We start from the raw sequence: 15,740 nt of genomic DNA, 5'->3' as shown, positions 1-15,740 counted from the left end.
AGGACAACGCAGCGGGCCGCCCTTGTCAATCGGAAGCGATCGGCAACCTACGTCGCGGCGCGTCGCCGGCCGTCGGGCTCGCCGTCTCCGCGCCGAGTGGCTCCTCGACGAGCTCGAACAGGCCGAAGTCGTAGGGCTCTTGCGGCGCGTTCCTCCGCTTCTCGATGCGCTCGCGCACGCCGCGTTTTTCGAGCTCCTTCACGCGGTGATAACAGAACGGATTGTTCCCGCGCCGCCCGAGCGTGCAATGGGTAGTCCACGAGCAGCCTGCGCGGCAATACGGGGCGAAGTAACAGGTCCGGCAGAATCCCCAGAGCTCGTCTTCCGTCCGCTCGCGGGCAAATCCGATCGCCTCTCCGTGCTGCCAGATGGCGTCGAGCGAGAGCGCGCGCACGTTGCCGCCGGCATAAGGCGCCGTGGGCAACGAGGGGCAGCCCTTCACGGTCCCGTCCGATTCGATGCCGATGCCGGAAATGCCCGCGCGGCAGCCGCTCCAGTAGGCCTCCTGGCCGCCCGGACGCGAGCGGAGCAGGGCCTCGTGCGGGCCGTAATAGCCGAGGTTGTTGCCCGCCACGACGTCGAAGATCCACCCCTTGCCCTGGCCCTCGATCGCCGCCTCGCGCTGGATCGACGCGAGCGTGTCGATGATCGGCACGACGTGCCACGGCTCGACGATCCATTCGGGGCGATCGGCCGCGCGGCCCATCGGCACCGTGAGCTGCACTTGCCACGCGAGCGCGCCCCGGGCGCGGATCTCGGCGGCGATCTCGCGCAGGACGCCCATGTTCAGGCGATTGATCTGCGTATTCGCGGTGAGGAGGAGTCCGGCCGCGGCGCCTGCGTCGAGCGCGCGCATCGCGGCGGCGTGGCTGCCTCGATTGCCGCGGAGCTCGTCGTGAATCGGGGCCGTCCCGTCGACGGAGACGCCGAGCACCGTGAGGCCGGCGTCGCGCAGCTTTCGCGCTCGTTCGACCGTCATGGCGCGGCCGCCCGTCTGCATGACGACGCGGAGCCCATGCCCGGCGAGGCGCCCGACGACCGCGTGGATGTCCTCGCGGAGATACGCCTCGCCGCCGATGAGCACGACCTCGCGGCAGCCGAGGCGGGCGAGGCTGTCGGCGACGTCGAGGACCTCGTTCGTCGAGAGCTCGGCGCTTCTGGCGTGACCGGCGCGGGATCCGCAATGCTGGCAGGGCTGATCGCATTTCATCGTCAGCTCCCAGACGGCGAAGAGCGGGATGGGCGCGTCGCCGTCCTCGGGCCTGCGCGCGCGGGGGGCGGGGGTCGTCTCGGGGATCGCAGGCTCGGCCATGGGCGCCGAGCTTAACCGTTTCGTGCTTTCGTGTCGCGGGGCGCGAGAGCGCTTGACGAGGCCGCCGGGTCGTTGCGACCATCACGACATGCCTCCCAGCCTCGTCCTTTGTTCGGCCTGTGGGTGCCATGCGCGATCGACCGAGAGCAACTGCCCGCATTGCGGCGCTCGCCTGCGTGGTGAGGGCGGCGCGCCGCTGCGCAGCGCGGCGGCGCTTTTGCTCGGGCTGACCCTCGCGGCGGCGGCGGCCGAGGGCTGCGTGATGACCGCGGCCTATGGCGGTCCGCCGATCGACGGGCCGGGCGGGGGAGGCGGGGGCGGCGCGGGCGGAGCCGGAGGTGCGGGCGGCGCCGAGGATGCCGGGACGGATTGAGCGAGGGGACTCCGACCATGTCCAATGCGACCCGAACCTGCGTCATGTGCCGCGCCTCGACTTCACTCGAGGACCCTCATTGCCAGGTGTGTAACTGGTTTCTGGGATACACGGCGGAGAACCGCCCGCCCCCTCCTCCGCCTGAATTCTGGGAGAAGCTGCCGCCGGCTCCATTGGTCCCTCCTCCGTGGGATCCATCGAGCGGCGCGCCGCCGCCGGTTCCGGGGTATGGCGCGCCGCCGCTGCCGGCCAATGCGCCCGCGCCGCCCGGGTTCGGATTCGGCCCGCCGCCCATGCCGACGGAGCCTCCCACCTTGGGTCCCTCGCCGCCGGATTGGGTTCCGCCGGGGTTCATGCCCACGCCGAACCCCCCGGACGACGAGGGCGAGAACGACTCGTAGTTCAATCCGACACGCACGCGCCTGCGCTGCACACCTGACCGCTCGGGCAATCGCAATCCACCTGGCAGGGGATCTGCGGCGCGGGCGGGGCCTCGCAATATCCGCCGACACAGCTCTGGCCCGTCGGGCATTCGCACGACGCCACGCAGGCGACCTTGCACGCGCCGTCGATGCAGGACGATCCGCTCGGGCAATCACAATCGGCCGTGCATTCGACCTGCGCATAACCCCCTTCGCCGCCGGCGCCATTGCCGCCGGTGCCGTACCCGCCGGCGCCGCCGCTCGGAGCGGGGCTGCCGCCGGTGCCGTACCCGTTGCCGCTGCTGCTGTAGCCGCCGGCGCCGTCGTTGCCGGGGATGATGGACAGCGGCGCGCCCGGACAATCGTAGTCGTTGAGCGCCTCCACGCAGCCCGCCTCGATCACGCAGATGCTGCCCGTCTCCACCAGATAAGGCGTCGACGCGTGCTGGGCATTGCAACCGTCGATGCAGCCGGGGACCGCGCTCTCGTCGATGGTCCCGCAGCCGGCGAGGTGATTGCACATGTCGAAGCAGATCCCGGCCGGCCCGTACTCGCCCGACCCATCGGACCAGTCATCGTCCCACGAGCCGTTTCCGTGCTCGATGTAGCACCCGCCCGTCACCGTCACCATGGACAGAAACAACCCGAGAGCCCAAGCCTGGGCCGCGCGACGCGTCATCATTCATCACCTCGAACGGTGGTAGGTTTGTCCCGACGAAGACTCGCCACCCGCGCGCCTTCCGTCGATTCGTCCGTGGGTTCCCCGTCCTCCGCCGTTCGTTCAAATCTTTTCTGTTTGTGCGAGATGTCACAAGATGAAGAAACCCCGGAGGGTCCTCCCGGACCGGGTCGCCCCGGGGGCACGAAATCGACGTTGGACCTTGAACGAAGGGCATCCGTGCGGGCACGAAGGGGGGCGATGAGGGCCCTCGATCTGCTTGCGCCTCTCTTCTTCTCGCGCCCCACGGCCAGCGCCGCCCGGGCCGAGGAAGAGCTCGTCGAGCGGCTGCGTCGCGGCGAAAGCTCCGCGATCGCCGAGGTGTACGACGAGCACTACGCCACCGTGCGCGCCTTCGCCCGACGTCTCACCGGCGACGACGCGGCGGCCGAGGATCTCGTCCACGACGTGTTCGTCAGCCTGCCGAGCGCGGCGCAGCGGTTCCGCGGCGAGTCGTCGCTCAAGACGTTTCTCGTCTCGATCGCCGTGAACCACGCTCGCCATCACCTGCGCTCTGCAGCGCGCCGACGCGCGGCCCTGGAAAGGCTCGGCCGCGAGCCTCTGCCGGACGCGCCGAACCCGGAGCGGGACGTGAGCCGCGCCGCGCTGGCCCGCGCGCTCGACCGCGCCCTCGATCAGCTCCCCGTACAACAACGTGTGGCGTTCGTGCTCTGCGAGGTCGAGGATCGCAGCGCGCGCGAGGCCGCAGAGATCATGGGCGTGCCCGAGGCCACGGCGCGCACGCGCCTGTTCCACGCGAAGCAGAAGCTCAGGGCCCTGCTCGACGAGGAGGAGAGCCGATGAACGACGACGTGCTCCGCGCCGCGACCCGCGCGCTCCGCGAAGAGGCCGATGCATCGAAGGGCCGCGGAGCCGAGACGCGCGCCCGCGTGCTCGCCACGCTGAAGGCGCGTCGCGCGCGCAAGCTCGCGGCGATCCGCGTGATGGTCCCGCTCGCCGCCGTGCTCGTGGGCTCGGTCGCGTGGGCCGACGCGACGCACAGATTGCCGAGCGTCTGGTACGAGATCAAGCAGGATCTCGGATTCGGACGAGAAGAAGAGGAGGCGCCCGCGGAGGCCATGTCGAATCCCCCGGCGGCGGCTCCTGCTGCGAAAAACGTGAAGGGCGCAGCCCCGGCGGAAGCGCCCGCGGAGAAGGCGGAAGCGCCCGCGGAGAAGGTGGCCGAGGCCGAGCCCGAGGTTTCGCCGACGCCGAGCGAGCCCCAGGCTGCGCCCGTCGATGCCGTTGGTGCTCCAATGGTTGCGGCTCCAAAGATTGCGGCCGCAGAGCCTCCGAAAGCGAGCGCGCCGAGCGAGACGGCGGAGGAAGCCCCGGTCGCCGCGGCGCCTGCGCCTCGGGTTGACTCGGACGACGCGCTCTACCGCGCCGCCCACCAGGCTCATTTCGTCACGCGGGATCCCGCCGCCGCGCTCGCCGCGTGGGACGCCTATTTGCGAGCAGCGCCGCGCGGCCGGTTCGCGCCCGAGGCGCATTACAACCGCGCGCTCTGCCTCGTGCGGCTCGGACGAACGGCCGAGGCCGAGCGGACGCTCGAGCTCTTCGCTTCGGGCTCGTTCGGCGGTTATCGCAAGGCCGAGGCGAAAGCGCTGCTCGACGCGATGCGCGGCCCCACGCCGTGATTGCCTTCGAATCGTACGCGCCAAAAGAACGAATGCGACGCCTCCGGGCACGAAGTCCGCGATGAACCGAAACGACGCCGCCACGAGGGCCTCGCGAGCCATTCTCCTCGCGCTCCGCGTCTCCTTGCTCGCCGCGGGCCCGCTCGCCCTTTCCACGTACGCCGGCGCGGCGCTCGCCGAGGAGCCGACCAGCAGCGCCGTGGTCCTCGTCGTCGAGGGATTGCCGTGGGACGTGGATCCGGAAGCCGTGCGCGCGGCGATCGGTCGCGAGATTGGCAAGACCGTCGTCCTTTCGGGCGCGGCGCCCGCGGGAAAAGCATCCTTCGTGCTGCGCGGCGAGGGCGGGCGGCGCGTGACGCTGACCTATCGCGCGGAGGGCGAGGGAGCGATCGTCGGTCGCACGATCGATCTTCCGGACGATGCGGACCGCGCGGCGGAGACGTTGGCCCTGCTCGCTGGAAATCTCGCCCGCGACGAGGCCGCCGAGCTCGCGGCGTTGCTCGGCAAACGGCCCGAGGACAAACCCGCTGCCGCGCCGAGTGAAGCGCCGAGCGAAGCGCCGAGTGAAGCGCCGAGCGACGCGCCCGCCGAGCCCGAGCCTTCTCCCGTCGTGGAGACAAGCGAGCCTCCGGCGCAGGAACCACCCGCAAAGGCAGCGCCGCCAAAAAACGCCCCCGTGCCGCGAAAGGCAGCGCCAGCACCGGCCCACGCGCCCGCGGCCACGCCCCCCACCACGCCCACGCGGACACCTTCGCTCGAAGAGCTCGCGCCTTGCTGGCGTCGCGACGCCACGCAGTACTTTGCCGGCGCGAACGTGCTGTTTTGGCTTGGCACGTCGACGAGCCGAGGGGCGAACGTCGTGCACAATCTTTCGGCGAACTTGCTCGCCGGGTATGCCGCGGGCCTCGATGGACTCGAAGTCGGCTTGGGGCTGAACATCGAGCGCGAGTTCGCCTGCGGCGTGCAGCTCACCACCGTCGCGAACATCGTGGCCGGCCCCGTGCGCGGCGTGCAAGCGGCAGGCGGATTGAATCTCGCCACCTCGCTGCGGGGCGTGCAGATCGGCGGCATCGACATCGCCGCGGGTCCGGTCTTCGGCGTGCAGATGGGCGCCCTCGACATCGCGGGCGACGTGGTCGGCGCGCAGCTCGGCATGTTGAACATCGGAGGCGCCGTTTCGGGTGTACAGATTGGCGCCGTCAACGTGGCCACGGGCCCGGTGAAAGGCGTGCAGCTCGGGGTCGTCAACTACGCGGACCGCTCCACGCTATCGTTCGGCCTGCTCAACATCATCCGTCACGGCCGCCTGCACATCGATCTCTGGGGGCAGGAGACGGGCATCGTGATGGCCGGCATCGAGCACGGCGGCGATTACATGCACAACATCTACGGCATAGGCACGCGCGTCGTCGGTGCCGAGCGGCGCCTTGCGCTTTCCTTGGGCCTCGGCGGTCACGTGCAGATCTCGAAGCGATTTTCGGTCGACCTCGACCTCCTCGGGTATTCGCTCCACGAGACGCCGAGCCTCGCGCCCACCGCGTACCTCGTGCAGGCGCGCGCCGTCGCGGCCCTGGAGATCGGCGCGCGCCTCGGGTTTTTTGCGGGCCCGAGTTACACGGTCGTCAATGCGCGTTCCGTGGAAGATGCCCTGCTCGCTCCTTACGACAGCTCCGGCCTGGATCTGACCACCAGCCCGAACCCCATTCTCGGCTGGCCCGGCGTGACGGTCGGCATGCGAGTGTTTTAAGCGCGCGCCGCGACCGAGGACAAAACGCGCTCGAGCTCGGTCGGATCGATCGGCTTCGTCATGTGCAGATCGAAGCCCGCTTCCCGCGCGCGGCGGCGATCCTCCGCGTGGCCGTATCCGGTCTGCGCGATGAGGTACGCCCCCGCCGTCGCCGGATCGGCTCGCAGCGCGCGCGCCAGCGCATACCCGTCCATTCCCGGCAAACCGAGGTCGCAGAGCACGACGTCCGGCGCCAGCCTGCGCCCCACGTCGAGCCCCGAAGGTCCCGTGTATGCGACCTCGGCGCGATATCCGAGGAGGACGAGCAATTTCTTGAGGATGTCCGCGGTGTCGCGGTTGTCCTCGACCACGAGCACCCGCAATGTCTCTTCCCGCGAAGGAGAGGCGGGCCGGGCAGGCTCCGGTTGTCCCGTGGAATGCTCGGGCGCGGACGAGAGCGGCAGCCGCACGCGGAAGGTCGATCCGCGTCCCGGGCCCTCGCTGTGGGCCTCGACGGATCCGCCGTGCAGCGCGATCAGGCTCCGCACCAGCGAGAGCCCGAGCCCGAGGCCGCCGCGTTTTCGATCGAGGCTGCTATCGGCCTGGCTGAAGGTCTCGAAGACGCGCGGGATCATCGCGGGATCCATGCCGATCCCCGAATCCTCCACCACGATCGTCGCGCTGTTCGTCGCCGGATCCGTCACGAGGCAAGCGAGCACGTGCCCGCCCTCGTCCGTGAATTTGAGCGCATTGTGCAGGAGGTTGCCGATGACCTGCGCCAGGCGCGTGTGATCTCCGCAGGTCCAGACGGGCTCGTCCGGCAGCGAGACCAAGAGCTCGATGCCATTGCCCTGGAACGCAGGCCCGTAATCGTCGGCGACCTGGCGGACGATCCGCGCGAGGTCACACGGCTCCTTGCGCAGCTCGACCTTGCCGCGGGCGACACGCGAGACGTCGAGCAGGTCGTCGATCATCCGGGCCATGTGCGTCACCTGGCGCTGGATCATCTCGCGCGTGCGGACCACGTCGGGCGCGCTGCCGCCCGTGATGTCGAGGACCTGAATGGCCGTGCGAATGGGCGCGAGGGGATTGCGCAATTCGTGGGCGAGCATCACGAGGAACTCGTCCTTGCGGCGATCGGCCTCCCGGAGGGCCTGCTCGCTCTCGCGTAGCGCCTGCTCGGCCCGCTTTCTCTCCGTGACCTCCTGCACGACCACGTTGATGCCGAGCAACGTCGACGCCTCGTCGTGCACGGGATGGACGCTGACCAGCCAATGCCGATCCCCCTCGGGTCGCTCATGGCGGAGCTCGCAATTCGTGACCGCCTGCCCCGTCTCGAGGACCCGCTGGCATAACGCTTTGAACGGGGTGGCCTCGGGAATGAATTCGCCGAGCGTGCGGCCGAGGTGCTCGGAGATGGAGCGGCCGCTGATACGCGCGAGCGTCTCGTTGACGTGCACGTACCGGAGATCCCGGTCGAGGAAGCAGAGGCCCACCGGGGCGGTGGAATACACGTTCTGGAGGAGCGCGAGGTGCCGCTGCGCCGCCTGCTCGCTCGCCTGGAGGCTCTGGACCAGGCGATTGCGTTCGAGCACCGCCGCGACCTGATCGCTGAGGAGCTGCATGAGCTGGAGCTCGTCGGCGCGGAGGCGCGGGCGCCGGGTGGTGGCGAACGCCAGGGTGCCGAGCAGGCGGCCGTGCGACATGAGCGGATATCCCGCATATGCCCGAACGCCCGATTTTTTCAGCTCCGCGCTGCTGCCCAGGTTCGAATGCTGGAGATCGAAGGCGATGAGCGGCTTTCGTGTCGCGGCGACGGTCCCGCACATGTACTGGCCGAACGCGATCTGCCGGTATCGGAGCTCGTCCTCGGGCGAGATCCCGCCGGCTGATTCGAGGACGAGGGTGTCCGGCACGTCGCCGATCATGTAATTGAAGTAAAGCTCGACGCCGAGGTCGTTCGCCAGCTCCTCGAAGAGCGACCCGAGCAGCTCCGACGGGTTGTCGCAGAGGACCAATCGACTCGCCGCTTTCGCCAGGATGCGCAGGTGCGCGTGCTCGGCACGCGCGTGCCCGGGCGTCTGGGATGCAAGGGCGAATTTCCGGTGCGGATGCAATTGACCGATCAGGCGGCGCCGAGGATTTCCCCCGGTACGGTCCCGTTCCCTGTGCTGTCGAGTGTACTGCGGGGCAGGCGCAGCGCCACGTCGACGCTCGTGAAGGCCGAGGTGGGCCGGAGCGTATTGCCGCGATGCAAGAGATTCTCGTTTCGCCGGTTTTCGGCGTTCAGAGGTCCTTGCAGCAGCGGAAGCCGAGGTGGTAGTTCGCGTGGCTGTTCTCGCTCGCGAGGCGCGTCTCGTGCCAGCTCGGCGCGCGCCAGCGGCAATCGTCCTCGTGGGCCTCGATCGTCGCGAAGACGAACCAGCTCCCTTTCATTTCGGTGAAGCCGAGCCCTCCGCTCGCCGCGAGCTCCTCGGGCAGCGTGGGCAGGTTCATGTGCTCCGCGGCATTGCCGTGCATGTCGAAGACGCCGAGCGGGCTCCGGCAAGCCGGGAAGGCGCCGGCGGGATAGGTATTCGAACCACACTGGTCGTAGCCGCCGCCGGGACAACCAGGGGTGCGGCTGCTCGACGTGCCGCAGAGGGCGTGGTTCTTCGCGGCGCCGTAGGCCCAGACCTTTTCGCGTTTGTAGTTGTGGTACCAGGTCGCCTCGGCGCGCGGACGCCCCCATTCGTACTCGACTTCCGGTGTGTGGAGGGCGCCCGCGCAGGCGCCCTCCCATTCGTGCGTGTCGCAGATGCGCTTGCCGACCGCGCGGCAGAGCGCCGACGCCTCGCTCGCGCGCACGTGCACGACCGGATATTCACAGGGCAGGTTCGGGAATTCGAGCTGGTCGATGCAGACCCGCGCGTCGGCCTCGGTTTGGCCGGACGAAGGATCGTAGAGCGGGACCATGGAAGGAGCTCCGCAGGCAGGCACGTTCGCCTCCTCCACCCCGGCCTCGAGGCGGACGCGCCGGCACTCCGAGCGCGACATCGGGTGGCGCGAGATCGCAGGGTTGCCCTGGCCGAGCACGGGCGAGGCGTCGAAGACGGCGCGTACGGCGTCAATCTGCGTGTCCGACAAACCAAGGCCGGCGCGCATGTGATCGAGCAGGCGCGCGCGTTGTGCATCGAGCCTCTCGGGCTCCTGGTCGAGATCGTCCGGGGCGAGCGCGCGCGGCGGCGGAGGCTCGGGGACGAGCGACGCGAGCCTTCGCGCTTCGAGGCGGCGCTGCGGAGGGAGGGTGACCGAGAGGACGAGCGTCGCGGCGGTCCCGACCGCGAGGACGACGAGCGCAGCCTCGGCCACGGCGCGCCGTCCTGGGCGCGTCGCCTTCGGGGCCTCGACGAGCGTCGAGGCGAGCGGCGGCACGGAGTCGGGGCGGGGAGGATCGGGGGACGTCACGATCGCGCCCCTCATTGTGTCCACGCCTCCCCGGCGTGGCCAAGAGAGCGGCGATCTCGCCTAGCCGCGCGCGCGGACCGGGTTGCGCAAGGTCCCCACGCCCTCGACCTCGACCTCCACGACGTCGCCGGCCGCGAGAGGACCCACGCCGTGCGGCGTGCCGGTCGCGATCAGGTCCCCGGGTTCGAGCGTCATGACGCCGCTGATGTACGCGATGAGCCGCGCGATCGAGAAGATCATGTCGCGCGTGTTCCCGTCCTGCCGGATCTCCCCGTTCACACGGCAACGCACGGCGAGCGCGTTCGGATCGATGCCGGTCACGAGGAGCGGGCCCGTGGGGCAGAAGGTGTCGAACCCCTTCGCGCGTGTCCACTGGCCGTCCTTCTTCTGCAGATCACGCGCCGTGACGTCGTCGACGCACGTGTAGCCGAAGACGAAATCGAGCGCGCGTTCCTCCGAGACGCGACGGCAACGCGCGCCGATCACCACGCCGAGCTCGGCCTCGTGATCGACGCGGCTGCTCTCTTCGGGAAGCTCGATCCCTTCGTCCGCGGCGACGATCGACGAGGGCGGCTTGAAGAAGAGGAGCGGCTCGGCCGGGACGTCGTTGCCGAGCTCGGCGGCGTGCGCGCGGTAGTTCCGACCCACGCACACGATCTTGGTGGGCGTGACCGGCGCGAGCAGGCGCGCGCCGGCGAGCGGCACCTCCTCCCCGGTCTCGGAAGCTCGCTCCCAGGGCGCGCCTGCGAGCAAGCGGAGCCTGTCCCGGTCGAGGCGCGCAAAAGCCGCGCGCCCCTCGCCTCGATCGATGCGTGCAAACGTGGTCATCGTGCCTCGGCAGAGCGTAGCATGGCAGGTGATGTCGCCCGCTCGGATCACCACAACGTTTCTCCTCGCGTTCGGCGCGATGGTCGCAGGATCCACGCCCGTCCGAGCCGAACCCGTTCGTCGTGTCGTGGTCGATCGGATCGTCGCCGTCGTGGATCGCGAGGTGATCACGCTCGTCGAGCTGCGCCGCCGCGCCGCACCGCTCCTGCGCAAACTCGCCTCCGTCGACGAGGCGAGTCGGACCATGGCCGAGACCCACATGTACCGCGATCTCGTGAATCAGATGGTCGAGGAGCGTCTGATCGCGCGGCGCGCGCGGATGAGCTCGATCGTGGTGACGGCGAGCGAGATCGATGCCGCGCTCGACTCGCTCGCGCAGGCGAATCACCTCTCGCGGGAAGCCTTGCTCGTCGAGGTCCGTGCGGCCGGGGTCTCCGAGGCCGACTACCGGGACGATCTCCGCAGGCAGCTCCTTCTGTTCAAGTGCTTGCGCCTGCACCTCGCGGGGAAAAAGGTGAGCGGGGAGATGAACGACGCGCAGATGCAGGAGGCGTCGCGCGCGATGATGGAGGAGATCAAGCGCGACGTGTTCGTCGAGGTGCGGTTGTGATCACACGCGCAGGCTTGGTCGTCGCGGCGCTCGTCGCGCTGGGCACGACGGCATGCGGGGGCGCGGGCGAGGGGGCGCACACGCGGGCGCCGGCCAAGGACGCGAGTACGAAGAACGAACCTGCTCGCGCACAGGATCCCGTGCTCGTTTGTGCGGACACGCGCGAGAGCGTGCCCGCCGATCAGATCGCGCGGATCGAGATCCAGGGCGCGCGTGTGCCCCAGGAGCTCTGCACCCGCGTGAAGCACGGGATCGGCAGACCTCTGGACGACCAGCGCGTCGACGACGACGTCCGCGCCCTCTACGCGGATGGCCGGGTCGAGGACATCATCGTCCTCCGCGAAGAGGGCGCGCGCACGGTGCTCGTCTATTCGGTGCGGATGCGTCCTCCCATCGTCACCTTCGAGATCCAGGGCGCGGATCCCTCGGGCGCCTTGCCTGCGGGCGTGGTCCTCGAACGACCCGAGGTCGCCGATCCCGGGATCGTCCGCGCGATGACGTCCGACGCGACCCGCGAGATGCGGGGCGCCGGCTACCTGCATGCCACGGTCGACTTCGAGATGACGCCGCGCGAGGGCGGCGTGGCCCTCGTCCTTCGTGTCGCGCCCGGGCCACGCGCGATCGTACGCGCCGTGCGATTCGAGGGACCCTCGTCCGATCGCGCGCGAGAGCTCTCCGCCTCGATGCGAACGACCGCGGGAAAGCCGCTCGAACGCCAGGCGCTCGAGCGCGACGTCCTCGTGATCCAGGCCGACGGCTACGACAAGGGCCGCCTCACGACGACCGTCGCAGAGCCCGAGCTCGTCGAGTCGGACGGCGGCGCCGCCGTGGAGATCGTCCTCCGCGTGAACGAGGGCCCGGTCTTTCGGCTCGGGAAGGTTTCGTTCGAGGGAGACCTCATCGGCCCGGTGAAGACCTACGAGCGCGACTTCTGGACCTCGAAGCCCGGCGCGATCTTCTCGCGCACGGTCGTCGCGACGGACATCGAGCGCATCCGCGCGTTCCACGAATCCCGCGGCAGCATCGTCGACGTGAACCCCTCGGTCGAGCTCGACGCCGCGCACGAGAAGGTCGACGTGAAGGTCCGCATCGAGCAGCGGCGCTAGCGCTCGCTCGACGCAGCTTCGCTAGCATGCGCGGCCATGCGCAAGCTCCACGCTTCCCTCGCTTCCCTCTCCATCATCTTCTTCGCCGCCGCCGCGAGCGCGGCCGACATCGACGCGGATCCGTCGAACTACCGCGACCTCCTCGACACGTTGAAGCCCGGCGACACGCTCGTCCTCGCCCCGGGCACGTACACGCAAGGCCTGCCGATCACGAACCTGAATGGCACCGAGGCCGCGTGGATCACGGTCCGCGGCCCTGCCTCCGGCGCGCCGGCGATCTTCGAAGGCGACGCCTGCTGCAACACCGTCGAGCTCGTGAACGCCTCGTACATCGCGGTGGAGAACATCACCGTCGACGGCAAGGGCATCGACGGCGTGTTCGGCGTCAGCGCCAAGAACGGCACGAACAACGTCGTGCACCACGTGCGCATCGAGGGCTGCACCTTCGTCGGCCAGAACGGCTCGCAGCAGACCGTGGCCATCTCCACGAAGACCCCGACCTACGGCTGGATCGTGCGCCGCAACGTCATCGACGGCGCAGGCACGGGCATGTACTTCGGCAACTCGAACTTCGCCGATCCCTTCGTGGGCGGGGTCATCGAGTACAACCTCGTCAAGCGCACGATCGGCTACGGCATGCAGATCAAGAACCAGAACGCCTGGCCTGCGCATGCCGCGCTCCCGAACGTCGACGCGCCACGCACGATCATCCGGCACAACGTCTTCCTCAAGGACGACCAGCCGAGCCCGGACGGCGTGCGGCCGAACCTGCTCGTCGGCGGCCCGCCCCCGAGCGGACCCGGCGCCGGCGCGCTCACGGAGGTCTACGGCAACGTCTTCGTGCACAACACGAGCGAGTCGCTCGTCCAGGCGACCGGCCGCGTCTCCGTGCACGACAACCTCTTCGTCGACGTCGCGGACACGGCCCTTCGGCTCACGCAACACGAAGGCTTCCCGCTCCTCTACGCGCGCGTCTACGGCAACACCTTCTACGCCGCGAAGCGCGCCGTCGTCTTCGGCAGCGAGGCGACCGAGGGAGATCTCGTCGCGGGGAACCTCGTGTTCGCGGACGAGGCCGTCTCCGGGCCGAGCACGGGCACCGGCTCGAACCTCGTCGACGTCGCGGCGAACGCAGCCAACTACATGCAGAAGCCTTCGATCGTCCTCGGCGACATGGACTTCTACCCGCTGCCCGGCAAGGCCGAGACGAGCCCGCTCGACACGACCGAGCTCGTCGACGATCCCGAGCACGCGTGTGACTTCAACGGCAGCCCTCGCAAGGACTTCGCGTTCCGTGGCGCGTACGCGGGTGAGGGCACGAACCCCGGATGGAAGCCGGCCGAGGCCATCAAGCCGACGATCGTCTGCGAAGGCGGAAGCGGAGGCGCGGGCGGGAGCGGAGGCGGAAACGCGAGCGGAAGCGGAGGCGGAAGTGCAGGCCCGGGCGGCGGGAGCGGAGGCGCGGACGGGGGCGGAGATGCGGGAGACGCCGGGGGCTGCGGATGCCGTTGGAGCACGAACGAGCCGGCGGGATCTCTGGCGTCTGCGTTGCTCGGCCTCCTCTTGATCCTCGGCCGCCGCCGTCGTCGCGCCTCGGCTTGAGCGCCCGTCACATCGCGACGACCTCCACGGACACGTTCCGCTCCTTTCCTTCGCGGATCACGGTGAGCTTCACCTGGCGGCCTGGCCCGACGTGATCGAACGCGTCGAGCAGCTCCTCGTTCGTTTTCACGCGCTTGCCGTCGATGGCCACGATCACGTCGCCGAGCACCACGCGCTTGCCGCGGGTCACGCGCACGCCTTCGAGCCCGGCTTTCTCCGCGGGCGAGCCCTCGATCACTTCGTAGATGACGACGCCCTCGATCCCTGCGCGCCGCGCTGCGCGATCCAGGGTCGGGCTCACCTGCACGCCGATGCCGGCGACCGAAGCGCGACCCTTCTCGATGAGCTGAGGGATCAGCCGAGCCACCGTGTCGACGGGGATCGCGAAGCCGATGCCCGACGACGCGCCGCTCGGGCTGTAGATCGCGGTGTTCACGCCGATGAGGCGGCCGCTCGAGTCGAGCAGCGGGCCGCCGGAGTTGCCGGGGTTGATGGCCGCGTCCGTCTGGATGACGTCGCGGATCTTCCGACCGATCGGCGACGTGAGCTCGCGGCCGAGCGCGCTGACGACGCCGACCGTGAGCGAGTGATCGAGACCGAAGGGGTTCCCGACGGCGAGGACGCGCTGACCGACGAGCAGATCGCGCGACTTGCCGACGGGCAGGGGGACGAGCTTTTGCTTGGGCGCTTCGATCTGGAGAACAGCGAGGTCTTTTTCGGGCGCCGTGCCGACGACCTTCGCGTCCCACTCCGACTGATCGGCGAGCGTCACGGAGAAGCGATCGCCCTGCTGGATCACGTGGAAGTTCGTGACGACGTGACCAGCGTCGTCCCACAAGAAGCCCGAGCCGGTGCCTTGCGGGATCTGCATGACGTCGAAGGAGAAGAGGTTGCGCTGGACCGCGATGCTCGTGATGAACACGACGGACGAGGAAGCGCGGCGGAAGACGTCGATGTCACGGCGCTCGTCGCTGGTGAGCTCCTCGGGGATGGGCAGTTGTGGAGGCGCGGGCTCGGCGGGGGGCGCGAGCTCGTAAGGAGGAGGGGGCGAGCTCTGACGCGAGCGCCCGATGAAGAAACCGAGGCCGAAGACGAAGGCGACGAGGAGCAGAACTCCGAGGGCTTTGGATGCGGTTTTCATGCGGTTTTCGCGGAAGCGATCGAGGTGAGCGGGAGGCCTAGATCCTGGCTCTCTGGGGTGTGCCGGGCAACCGAGCAGCAGAGATCGAAAGGCCTCCGGACGATTTCCTTGACAGGCCTGAGGGGGGGAGTATGTTCCGCCTCCCCGACGCGCCCGGGACGACGGATCCAGGGCAAGACGGGGCAGGCCCCCCGGGTCAAGCGTCCCAGCCGGTCACTCATTAGAGAGAGCGGCTGGGACGAAAAAAAGAAACGGGGAGCTTGACAGGCGGAACGAAGTAAGTAGAGTCCGCCTCCCCGACGCGCCGGAGGGCAAACCCTGAAGGCGCTGGATCGCGAGGGAAACGCGAGCCGAATAGGCGAGCGAGGCCAAAGCGAGAGGGGTTGCCGAAGCAAAGCTGAAAGAAAGATTCAGCGAAGCGGAAGCAAAAAAAGGTTGACAGGGCGAACGAGACGCTCTAAAACAACCGACCTCGCCGCAAGGAACGGCGTCGCGAAAGCGGCCCGGACGAACGGCGAGACGACAGAACGAAGGAATGGCAGGAGACTCTGCCGAAAGCCTTCGGCTCGGTCCTTGAAAACTGGATTGTACGCAACACGCAATAACGTGTGGTGACGTGGCCCTCGCGCTCGAACTGCGCAAGCACGGTCGAGGCAACACGTCATGCCAATAAGGCATGAGCCGTCATCCGGTCTTTAGCCGGACCGAGGTGACCTCCAGAAAGTTTAACTGGAGAGTTTGATCCTGGCTCAGAACGAACGTTAGCGGCGCGCCTAACACATGCAAGTCGTGCGAGAAAGGGCTTCGGCCCCGGT

General features: G+C 69.0%; 14 protein-coding genes and 1 rRNA gene. 9 read left to right on the top strand and 6 right to left on the bottom strand.

Going from position 1 to position 15,740, the window contains the following annotated elements:
* Positions 1-25: 25 nt before the first annotated feature.
* Positions 26-1,312, bottom strand: a complete 1,287-nt coding sequence (locus tag QHF84_RS46845) for a radical SAM protein (protein WP_281320151.1) — start codon at positions 1,310-1,312, stop codon at positions 26-28.
* 88 nt (positions 1,313-1,400) lie between these two features.
* Between QHF84_RS46845 and QHF84_RS46840 the strand changes: the two genes are divergently transcribed.
* Together QHF84_RS46840 and QHF84_RS46835 are read left to right on the top strand one after the other, a co-directional pair.
* The gene (locus tag QHF84_RS46840) at positions 1,401-1,685 is read left to right on the top strand and encodes a hypothetical protein (RefSeq protein WP_281320150.1); all 285 of its coding nucleotides are present in this window, start codon (positions 1,401-1,403) and stop codon (positions 1,683-1,685) included.
* 17 nt (positions 1,686-1,702) lie between these two features.
* Positions 1,703-2,086, top strand: coding sequence for a hypothetical protein (locus QHF84_RS46835; RefSeq protein ID WP_281320149.1), 384 nt, complete (start codon positions 1,703-1,705; stop codon positions 2,084-2,086).
* A gap of 1 nt (position 2,087) precedes the next feature.
* On the opposite strand, the gene QHF84_RS46830 is transcribed toward QHF84_RS46835, so the two are convergent.
* The gene (locus QHF84_RS46830) at positions 2,088-2,789 is read right to left on the bottom strand and encodes a hypothetical protein (RefSeq protein WP_281320148.1); all 702 of its coding nucleotides are present in this window, start codon (positions 2,787-2,789) and stop codon (positions 2,088-2,090) included.
* 237 nt (positions 2,790-3,026) lie between these two features.
* Here QHF84_RS46830 and QHF84_RS46825 point away from each other — a divergent pair, with 237 nt between their 5' ends.
* The 3 genes from QHF84_RS46825 to QHF84_RS46815 all read left to right on the top strand — a co-directional run bounded on the left by QHF84_RS46825 (position 3,027) and on the right by QHF84_RS46815 (position 6,212).
* Positions 3,027-3,629, top strand: coding sequence for an RNA polymerase sigma factor (locus QHF84_RS46825; protein ID WP_281320147.1), 603 nt, complete (start codon positions 3,027-3,029; stop codon positions 3,627-3,629).
* Complete coding sequence (locus QHF84_RS46820; protein WP_281320146.1) at positions 3,626-4,465, top strand: hypothetical protein; 840 nt, start codon at positions 3,626-3,628, stop codon at positions 4,463-4,465. Before QHF84_RS46825 ends, QHF84_RS46820 begins: the two co-directional genes overlap by 4 nt.
* Positions 4,466-4,526: 61 nt before the next feature.
* Complete coding sequence (locus tag QHF84_RS46815; RefSeq protein ID WP_281320145.1) at positions 4,527-6,212, top strand: hypothetical protein; 1,686 nt, start codon at positions 4,527-4,529, stop codon at positions 6,210-6,212.
* Here the strand turns inward: QHF84_RS46815 and QHF84_RS46810 are convergent.
* The 3 genes from QHF84_RS46810 to QHF84_RS46800 all read right to left on the bottom strand — a co-directional run bounded on the left by QHF84_RS46810 (position 6,209) and on the right by QHF84_RS46800 (position 10,466).
* On the bottom strand, positions 6,209-8,308 hold the full coding sequence (locus tag QHF84_RS46810) for an ATP-binding protein (RefSeq protein ID WP_281320144.1): 2,100 nt from the start codon (positions 8,306-8,308) through the stop codon (positions 6,209-6,211). The two genes, QHF84_RS46815 and QHF84_RS46810, sit on opposite strands and share 4 nt — an antisense overlap.
* A gap of 169 nt (positions 8,309-8,477) precedes the next feature.
* A complete protein-coding gene (locus QHF84_RS46805; protein WP_281320143.1) occupies positions 8,478-9,638 on the bottom strand; it encodes an SUMF1/EgtB/PvdO family nonheme iron enzyme in 1,161 nt (386 codons plus the stop codon).
* A gap of 60 nt (positions 9,639-9,698) precedes the next feature.
* Positions 9,699-10,466: a fumarylacetoacetate hydrolase family protein gene (locus tag QHF84_RS46800; protein ID WP_281320142.1), complete on the bottom strand. Its 768-nt coding sequence runs from the start codon at positions 10,464-10,466 to the stop codon at positions 9,699-9,701.
* A gap of 31 nt (positions 10,467-10,497) precedes the next feature.
* Here QHF84_RS46800 and QHF84_RS46795 point away from each other — a divergent pair, with 31 nt between their 5' ends.
* Genes QHF84_RS46795 through QHF84_RS46785 form a run of 3 tightly spaced genes read left to right on the top strand, consistent with a single transcriptional unit; the run spans position 10,498 to position 13,784 of the window.
* A complete protein-coding gene (locus QHF84_RS46795; protein WP_281320141.1) occupies positions 10,498-11,076 on the top strand; it encodes a SurA N-terminal domain-containing protein in 579 nt (192 codons plus the stop codon).
* Entirely contained in the window at positions 11,073-12,182 is a 1,110-nt protein-coding gene (locus tag QHF84_RS46790; protein WP_281320140.1) for a POTRA domain-containing protein, read from the top strand. The genes QHF84_RS46795 and QHF84_RS46790 overlap by 4 nt, the downstream gene beginning before the upstream one ends.
* Positions 12,183-12,218: 36 nt before the next feature.
* On the top strand, positions 12,219-13,784 hold the full coding sequence (locus QHF84_RS46785; protein ID WP_281320139.1) for a hypothetical protein: 1,566 nt from the start codon (positions 12,219-12,221) through the stop codon (positions 13,782-13,784).
* A 7-nt stretch (positions 13,785-13,791) separates the two neighbouring features.
* Here QHF84_RS46785 and QHF84_RS46780 read toward each other — a convergent pair whose 3' ends face one another.
* Complete coding sequence (locus tag QHF84_RS46780; protein WP_281320138.1) at positions 13,792-14,925, bottom strand: trypsin-like peptidase domain-containing protein; 1,134 nt, start codon at positions 14,923-14,925, stop codon at positions 13,792-13,794.
* 726 nt (positions 14,926-15,651) lie between these two features.
* Here QHF84_RS46780 and QHF84_RS46775 point away from each other — a divergent pair.
* Positions 15,652-15,740: ribosomal RNA gene (locus tag QHF84_RS46775) — 16S ribosomal RNA — on the top strand; the annotation flags it as partial.

Origin of the sequence: Polyangium sp. y55x31 (assembly GCF_029946505.1) — a bacterium.
In the GTDB taxonomy this organism is placed as follows: domain Bacteria; phylum Myxococcota_A; class Polyangia; order Polyangiales; family Polyangiaceae; genus Polyangium.
Note: the sequence above shows the minus strand (reverse complement) of the source record. Positions and strands in the feature narration are given on the sequence as shown.

What these genes read in the sequence shown, in the direction of transcription:
- QHF84_RS46845 (WP_281320151.1), bottom strand. Translation starts at nt 1,312, where the DNA reads ATGGCCGAGCCTGCGATCCCCGAGACGACCCCCGCCCCCCGCGCGCGC.
- QHF84_RS46840 (WP_281320150.1), top strand. Translation starts at nt 1,401, where the DNA reads ATGCCTCCCAGCCTCGTCCTTTGTTCGGCCTGTGGGTGCCATGCGCGA.
- QHF84_RS46835 (WP_281320149.1), top strand. Translation starts at nt 1,703, where the DNA reads ATGTCCAATGCGACCCGAACCTGCGTCATGTGCCGCGCCTCGACTTCA.
- QHF84_RS46830 (WP_281320148.1), bottom strand. Translation starts at nt 2,789, where the DNA reads ATGATGACGCGTCGCGCGGCCCAGGCTTGGGCTCTCGGGTTGTTTCTG.
- QHF84_RS46825 (WP_281320147.1), top strand. Translation starts at nt 3,027, where the DNA reads ATGAGGGCCCTCGATCTGCTTGCGCCTCTCTTCTTCTCGCGCCCCACG.
- QHF84_RS46820 (WP_281320146.1), top strand. Translation starts at nt 3,626, where the DNA reads ATGAACGACGACGTGCTCCGCGCCGCGACCCGCGCGCTCCGCGAAGAG.
- QHF84_RS46815 (WP_281320145.1), top strand. Translation starts at nt 4,527, where the DNA reads ATGAACCGAAACGACGCCGCCACGAGGGCCTCGCGAGCCATTCTCCTC.
- QHF84_RS46800 (WP_281320142.1), bottom strand. Translation starts at nt 10,466, where the DNA reads ATGACCACGTTTGCACGCATCGATCGAGGCGAGGGGCGCGCGGCTTTT.
- QHF84_RS46795 (WP_281320141.1), top strand. Translation starts at nt 10,498, where the DNA reads ATGTCGCCCGCTCGGATCACCACAACGTTTCTCCTCGCGTTCGGCGCG.
- QHF84_RS46785 (WP_281320139.1), top strand. Translation starts at nt 12,219, where the DNA reads ATGCGCAAGCTCCACGCTTCCCTCGCTTCCCTCTCCATCATCTTCTTC.
- QHF84_RS46780 (WP_281320138.1), bottom strand. Translation starts at nt 14,925, where the DNA reads ATGAAAACCGCATCCAAAGCCCTCGGAGTTCTGCTCCTCGTCGCCTTC.